This window comes from Candidatus Villigracilis sp. (assembly GCF_057083605.1).
Genome location: NZ_JBXMTI010000134.1, coordinates 1 through 4,261, shown reverse-complemented (window position 1 = coordinate 4,261; position 4,261 = coordinate 1). Strand labels below are relative to the sequence as shown.

Here is a 4,261-nt window from a genome sequence, read left to right as displayed (position 1 = left end):
CTTGAGGACGCCAATTTCAGTATCCGCCGGGAGCGGCGCGGTGGTCATTTGGGCGAACCAGCTCTGGTCGGAGGAATGAAGCGGGGGCAGTCCGGTGATGTCACAGACCTGTTCCTGTGCTGAACAGAGAATTTGGTGGCATCTCGCTCGCACTTCGCCCCAATCATTTTCCTGCTGAAAACGGATCGCCTCGGGCACCGTCAAAAAAGCCGCCAAATCGCGGGTGCCCCACCATTCGTTGTAGTCAACAAAAGTCGAGCCAGTGGGCGCCTCGGATTCATATCCCCATGAAACAACCAAGGGCTTGAGCAATGATTGCACTTCAGGGCGCGCGTATAGGAATCCCGCACCCTTCGGCGCACACAACCATTTATAGTGATGTGCGCAAACAACACAGGAAATATGCGCTGGGGACGCGATTTGTGGTTGGAAATTGCACTCACTACACCAAGCTAAACAGCCGTCTGAGGCAATAGAGTCTGTAAGGACTTGAGCAGTGCATCGATATCCTGTTGCGTATTGTACCCCTGCACTGAGATGCGGATGAACTGCCTGTCCTGCCATTGGATCAGCGGCACTTCTACTTTAAATTCATCATACATGCGACCTTTGAGGACTTTCAGATTTGACGAAGGGAGCGAAGCAATACCCATTTGACAGTAGAAATCCGATTCGAGCGGATATAATGGCGGAAGTTTGGTCAAATCACAAATTCGGTCTATCGCCTGGCGAAGAAGCGCATGGCATTGGCAACGGACAGTATCCCAATCGTGTTCTATCATAAATTGAATGGCAGTTGGAACCGTGAGCACAGCAGTTGGGTCTTTGGTTCCGGTCCACTGCAGTAGGTCAATAAACCGCGAGCCTGTGGTTGTCTCAGAGGTTGTGTTGTATCCCCAACTGACAACAAGCGGTTCGATCAGCGATTGCAATTCACTCCGCACATAGAGAAATCCCGCCCCCTTGACGTTGAGTAACCATTTATGACAATTCCCAAAAACGATGTCGGCATTGAGCGCCGTGAGATCAAGGGGAATCTGCCCCGGGGAGTGCGCAGCATCAATGATCGTTAATATTCCGGCCTCTCTTGCCCGCCGGCAGATTTCTTCCACCGGGAGACGCAGGGCCGTTGAAGAAGTAATATGGCTGAGGTATACAACCTTTGTGCGAGGGGTAACACCTGACCAGCACTGCTCGACAATTTCCTCCTCGGACTGAACCGGTAGTGGAATGGGTTGTCGAATGTACTTTGCACCGGTCTTACTGCAAATGAATTCCCATGTAAAATCACACGCGCCATATTCATGATCGGTGGTCAAGATTTCATCGCCCGCTTGGAGTTGGAGAGAGTGAGCAATGATATTTACTCCATGCGTTGCATTTGGAATGTAGACTAAGTCATCGGCATCGGCATTCAGGTACTCGCCCAAGGCAACGCGCGACTCTCGCATCAACCCATCCAGTTCCCGACCCAAGAACAATACTGGCTGGCGCTCCAATCGCAGTTGCCAATTCTGGTAGTTCTCCATCACAGGCTTGGGAGCCGCACCGAACGAGCCATGATTTAGGAAAACAACATCTGGATCCAAGAGAAAGTATTCTTTTAGAGCTGGCATCAGGCAATTATAAGATATCACCCTAGACAACCACAGCATCTCCCGGTAACCCTCCCCTAAAATAGAACCATCTGGAAGTAGAAAGAACGTGGCAAAATCAAGTCAGGAGTATCCAGATGAAGAAAGCCAAATTCTCGGAAAGCCAGATCATCACCATCCTCAAAGAAGCAGAAGCCGGAGTGGCATTGGAAGAACTAAGCCGCCAGCACGGGTTTAGCAAGGCAGCCTTTTACAAGTGGAAATCGAAGTACAGCGGCATGGATGCCAACGCATTGCGGCGGCTAAAGGAACTGGAAGAAGAAAATCGGCGCTTGAAACAAATGTACGCGACCCTGAGTTTGGAACACCAAGCGCTCAAGGATATCGTCGAAAAAAAGTTATAAAACCTGAGGAGAAACGCGAGCTGGTGAACTACGCCATCCAGAGCCACAGGCTAAGTGAGCGTCAGGCATGTCGAACACTGAACCTGAGCCGAAGCGCGTTTCGTTATCAGGGGCTGCCATCAGAAGATGAGCCGATTGAGCAGGAGTTATACAGACTGGCAGAAGAGCATCCTCGCTGGGGCTGTGCCAAGATGATCGATTATCTGCGAAATCAAGGGCATCCTTGGAACCACAGACGAATCCGCAGGATTTACCTTGCTTTAGGCTTGATTTTGCGCCGCAAACCCAAGAAACGGCTGCCTGTCACGCAAGCCAATCAGACGTGGTCACTGGATTTTATGAGTAACAGCCTGACGAATGGGCGTTGGTTTCGTACCTTGAACATCTTGGACGACTTCAATCGGGAAGCTCTGTGGATCGAAGCGGATACATCTCTGCCTGCTGGGCGTGTCATTCGTGTTTTGGAAAACCTGATCGATTGGAGAGGAAAGCCGCAATCCATTCCATTCGTATGGACAATGATCCCGAATTGATCTCACACCGTTTGGAGAACTGGGCAAAGGAAAGGCAGATCGAACTCCTTCATATCCAGCCAGGAAAACCCGCACAAAATGCTTATGTCGAACGCTTCAATCGAACCTACCGTGAAGACATTCTGGATGCTTACTTATTCGACAACTTGGAGGAGGTACGATTTCTTACTGAAAAATGGTTGGAGGATTACAACTCCATTCGTCCGCACGAGGCATTACAGGGCTTAACGCCCCGCCAATATGCAATTCAGAATGCTTGATTTTGTCTACTTATCATTGGTATATAAATTGGGTACTTGACAACTCCTCTCTTCGGCGAGCAATACACCGAGACTGTGCAAGACTCGCTCGGAGAGCATACGGTGTTACGTTACCGCGTAGGGCAAGTCGGCGACTTGCCCCACTGGAAGCCCAGCGACCTGAAGCCGGGACAGAAGCTGAATCAACCGGGGCCGTTGTTCAAGAAACTGGAAAACAGTGTAGTTGACGAAGAACGGGCAAGGTTAGGGAAGTAAGAAATAAATCGGATGTCATTACGGCATCCGATTTCATTGCTCACAGTAATAGATACAATTGATACATTACTCTTCTCCTGTAAAGGAGAACCGTGTATTAAACAGCAACGTAGCAAGAGGTAAAAGACTTAGGCTAGCGGTAAAAACAAAGCCAATAGTCTCTAGTGATGTCCAAGAAACAGCGCCTAACGATTTTGTAATATAGAAAGCAATCACAAATGCAATCCCTGGCAAAACCGCATATGCAAACTTTCCGCCAGCGGAAACTCCCATAAGTGCAGTTCGAATGTTGCCCGCTCTAAAAAAGTCTTCCCAGTTCAATACTTTTAGTTGATCGTCAATTGGTTGATAAAGATCGATATGGTTTAGTGCCTGGATTAATTGATTCATTCGGGGACCAAGAATCTGTTTATAGTATCGCCCTATTGTTGTCATCCTAATTGACTGTTCTATATATCCCCAACCCAGCAAAGACAGCATCATTGACGCAACCAAATAAAGTAATGCGGTGTTTGGAAAAGCAGTTACCAGAGTAATGACAGTACCAATAATAAATAGTGTATATTGGAGAAGAGTCTTTTGGATTTCCCAACCACTTTCAATCTCGGCACTCAATGCCTGATATTCAGCTAAATGAACGTCCAAGGCAGATTTGATAGCATCTACTGATAATTGGATCTCGCTTCTTGTTGGCTGCCCAAACCGGATGACATTTCCGACAGGTAATCCGTCGATCTCACCATTAATGGGCAACCTGCTTGCATATTTCGCCAAATCATCAAATTTCCTGCGGCGGGCTGGCGCGGTAAGCAAGATGTCCAGCAATTTTGACTTTTTTTTGAGAGTATTGATCGACAAAAACTCCCTTGTTAAGTCTACGAATGGCAAAACTGATTTCCGAGAAGAAGATTTTTCGAGCGATAATCTGGCGCGATCAATGTCCTTCGATGTTAATTCAAAATACCATAATCCTTGATGCAAAAGGGCAAGTTTGGTGCCTTTCATCACGATTCTTTCCATCAAAGACAATGCTAATAAAGATTGGTGAGCAAAATACCCTTCAAAAAACTTCATGCCTTTCGGAGATGTTAAGTGGATAAGGAAATTTAGACACAAAAAAGGGCATAATTAAGGTGCAGTTTTCGGAGAAAAACCAAATGCCCAAGAGAAAACGCCTATCCGCTCTACAAAAAGCTCAGATTGTGTTGGAGGCA

2 protein-coding genes and 2 pseudogenes are annotated in these 4,261 nt (G+C 47.5%); 1 reads left to right on the top strand and 3 read right to left on the bottom strand.

Translation table 11 applies throughout. The annotated features are described in order from the left end of the window. Together AC14M5_RS19750 and AC14M5_RS19745 are read right to left on the bottom strand one after the other, a co-directional pair. Window positions 1-312: pseudogene (locus AC14M5_RS19750) on the bottom strand (aminotransferase class V-fold PLP-dependent enzyme); the annotation flags it as partial. 140 nt (window positions 313-452) lie between these two features. Further along, complete coding sequence (locus AC14M5_RS19745; RefSeq protein ID WP_484031431.1) at window positions 453-1,616, bottom strand: aminotransferase class V-fold PLP-dependent enzyme; 1,164 nt, start codon at window positions 1,614-1,616, stop codon at window positions 453-455. A gap of 116 nt (window positions 1,617-1,732) precedes the next feature. On the opposite strand from AC14M5_RS19745, the pseudogene AC14M5_RS19740 reads away from it, so the two are divergent. Next, a pseudogene (locus AC14M5_RS19740) lies at window positions 1,733-2,792 on the top strand (IS3 family transposase). A 321-nt stretch (window positions 2,793-3,113) separates the two neighbouring features. On the opposite strand, the gene AC14M5_RS19735 reads toward AC14M5_RS19740, so the two are convergent. After that, on the bottom strand, window positions 3,114-4,121 hold the full coding sequence (locus tag AC14M5_RS19735) for a hypothetical protein (RefSeq protein ID WP_484031430.1): 1,008 nt from the start codon (window positions 4,119-4,121) through the stop codon (window positions 3,114-3,116). Window positions 4,122-4,261 lie beyond the last annotated feature (140 nt).